The sequence below is a fragment of the Methylobacterium ajmalii genome, assembly GCF_016613415.1.
Classification (GTDB): Bacteria; Pseudomonadota; Alphaproteobacteria; order Rhizobiales; family Beijerinckiaceae; genus Methylobacterium; species Methylobacterium ajmalii.
The window spans coordinates 1-2,696 of sequence record NZ_JACWCT010000179.1 but is presented as its reverse complement, the minus strand read 5'-3'; the positions used below and the strand labels follow the sequence as shown (position 1 = coordinate 2,696).

Below are 2,696 nucleotides of genomic sequence, written 5' to 3'. Positions count from 1 at the left end.
CCATCACCCTGCGCCACCAGAATGTCGCCGATCTTATTGTGACTGACCGACAAATCGCGCTGCCACTCCGTGTTAGCCGGATCGCGCTGAGCGAGAGCGGTGCGGAGCGCGAGCGACGCTTGGTACGCCGCCAGAGCTTCGGCTCCATCACCCTGCGCCACCAGAACGTCGCCGATCCGCTCGTGACTGTTCGAGATATTGCGTTCGTCTTGATCCGCCATCGCTGCAGAACGAGCGCGGTGATAGGCTCCTAGCGCATCCTGGCTGTTTCCCAGCAAGATTTGGATATCGCCGATCTCGCCCCACAAAGCTGCATCGGAACCGCCAATCCGCGCGATTTCCTCAAGTATCGCCAACCTGCCGGTATGATCGGACACGATGCGCTGCACCTCGGCCTGCTCCTTCAGGAGCGGAATCAGGCGCCGTGCATGCGCTTCGTTCTCCTCGGCGATGCGTGCGGTCAGGACGCTCAGGGCTTCGCTCGGCTTGAGATCCTGAACCAGGCTTCGCGACCGCTCGACGGTGGCAGCGATGTCGACATCGTTCGACGGGGCCGGCGGCTTTCGGCCATGGGCCCGGGACGCCTTGATGTACTCCCGCAGCAGCTTCGGAATGTCGGCGACCGCCATATTCTGAGCTCCAAGTCTTTCGAGAATGTCCTGCAAATCGGCAACCGGAATATGCTTCTCCCTCGCGACCGGAAGGGCCTGGAACGCGATGAGATGCTCCCGGACGACCGTACCGGGCACCACGTAGGCTTCCCGGAGATGGGTCTCCCGGCATTCGCCTGGAAGGTCGCGAGGCTGAGGATGCCGGCGAGCTGCTGGCCCCTGGTAGCTGCTGGCCCCTGGTCAGGAAGACGGGTGAGCCGCTGGAGCCGCGCTTCGGCCAATAGCCGGCGGAATTCGCGCCGGTGAACTGCTGCAGTCCATCCGCACCGATCATCTGCGCCGCCCATCCAACCGTTCACGGGCTGGGAGCCGCGTTCTGTTTAGATGATTTCGTCATGCGGTCCGATCATCGTAATACGTTCGGTAAAGCAGTGAACAAATATCTGTGCCATGGTGACATATCTCATTCCAGGATATGAAAGCGAACTTATATCGCCAGTTTCGCACAAGACAGGCCATTGAAGAGGCTCGGGATTGTACGGCTTACCAAATCTAAGATGCGCTTCGTATGCGTCCTTATCTTCTTGAGACATTTCCCTAACAAATATTTCAGGAAGCTTAAAATTACTGCATTTCGCGCTGATTGAAAGGGTGTCAAAGTCTATCATATCAATTGTATGTGCAAATTTATTTCTTATGTCTTTGTATGTTATTAGATCTTTGTATGCGATTTCGCTAATCATTCCCATCATGTACGCAATCTTAATCTTAGAACTAAATGTTCCTAATGGACCACTGAAATTGAATAATTCATTGGACAGTTTTGCGTCCTTCCTCAGCCTGTGCTTTAGCGCCCGTTCGAGGCAGGTTTCTACAAGAGAGCCCATCACTAGAACAATCGATCTATCGGACTCACCATCTTCGAATATTTTCCGAGACCAGACTTGTACCTCGGGAACCGCTGAAATATTCCACCCAATTTTGCCGTACGGCTTGATCCATGAAGGAGTTTTCATGTGGTAGACCTTAGATACCCTTAGGCGCCTATATAGGTCTCTGTCGCAGGAGGTGGAGTGCCTGTGCAATGTCTTTATGTAGCCCGTGTTTAGGCTATTGGGGGCACCCTGTATGCGAACAACGGGCCTGGCGGAGCATGTCAGCGGCATCGCCGACGAGGTATCGACCGCGCTCGGCGTGCATGGTCTTGGTAGGATCCTTCTCGGCTGTGGCCTGGTCGACGTAGACGGCTACGGGTCACCCCTTCGCCTGGGCGCGGTCGCGCCGCTCGATTTCCGCGACCATCAGCGCGCAGGCCTTCACCAGGTCGCGGCGCCCGCCGGATGGCTTCCACCAGGTGCGTGACCAGCTCGAGGGCCACGCCAGGCGCGCCAGCTCGATAGCGCCGGTTCCGAAGGCCATGCCGCCTTGCATGAGCTGCGTCAGGACTTTGGCCGCCGGGGCCGGCCGCGCTGAGGGCGTAGGCGGCGCCGGCCATCGCCAGGGCGCCATCCTGATAGGTGTCGTCGCGCTCGGCCGTCCAACCCTCCGCCTCGACCTGGCGCCGGCGCTCGGCCGCCACGTCCAGGAGCGCGATCGGCATGGCGGAGTCCGCGTCGCGCGGGAGGATGCTGAACCCGGCCGCCTCGAGCGCGGCCAGGACCTCCGCCGTCCGCTTCTCAGCGCTCCCGGCCTTGAGGCCGGGAGAGAGGGCGGCGCAGATGATGTCTGCGGCTTGGGGCATGATCAGCGTGCTCCGCAGGCGAAGGCGGCGTGCCAGTTGACGCAGCCTCCCGCGTGTTTGCACTCGCTAAAGGGGCAACGCTTCGCGCGCTCTGTAAGCGCTCGGTGACGGATCCACTGGTCAGGCGGCCTGCTCGGCCTCACTGGTTGGCATCCAGTTCCAAGGCAGCAGATCGGCCAGTCGCTTGGCCGGGTGATCGGCGATGCGCGTGAGCACGTCGCGCAGGTAGGCCTCCGGATCGAGCCCGTTCATCTTGGCCGTCTCGATCAGGGTGTAGAACGCCGCCGCACGCTCGGCGCCCGGCTCGGATCCCGCGAACAGGTAGTTCTTGCGCCCGACCGCCA

At 60.2% G+C, this 2,696-nt stretch carries 3 protein-coding genes and 1 pseudogene; all 4 read right to left on the bottom strand.

Annotated elements, in window-relative coordinates; all coding sequences use genetic code 11:
- A pseudogene (locus HPY23_RS30800) lies at window positions 1-752 on the bottom strand (hypothetical protein); the annotation flags it as partial.
- Window positions 753-991: 239 nt separating this feature from the next.
- A complete protein-coding gene (locus HPY23_RS30795) occupies window positions 992-1,777 on the bottom strand; it encodes an MltR family transcriptional regulator (protein ID WP_091890435.1) in 786 nt (261 codons plus the stop codon).
- A gap of 88 nt (window positions 1,778-1,865) precedes the next feature.
- A complete protein-coding gene (locus tag HPY23_RS30790; RefSeq protein WP_200601834.1) occupies window positions 1,866-2,030 on the bottom strand; it encodes a hypothetical protein in 165 nt (54 codons plus the stop codon).
- Window positions 2,031-2,472: 442 nt separating this feature from the next.
- The coding region (locus HPY23_RS30785) for a transposase domain-containing protein (RefSeq protein WP_200646519.1) at window positions 2,473-2,696 on the bottom strand (224 nt) is incomplete at its 5' end.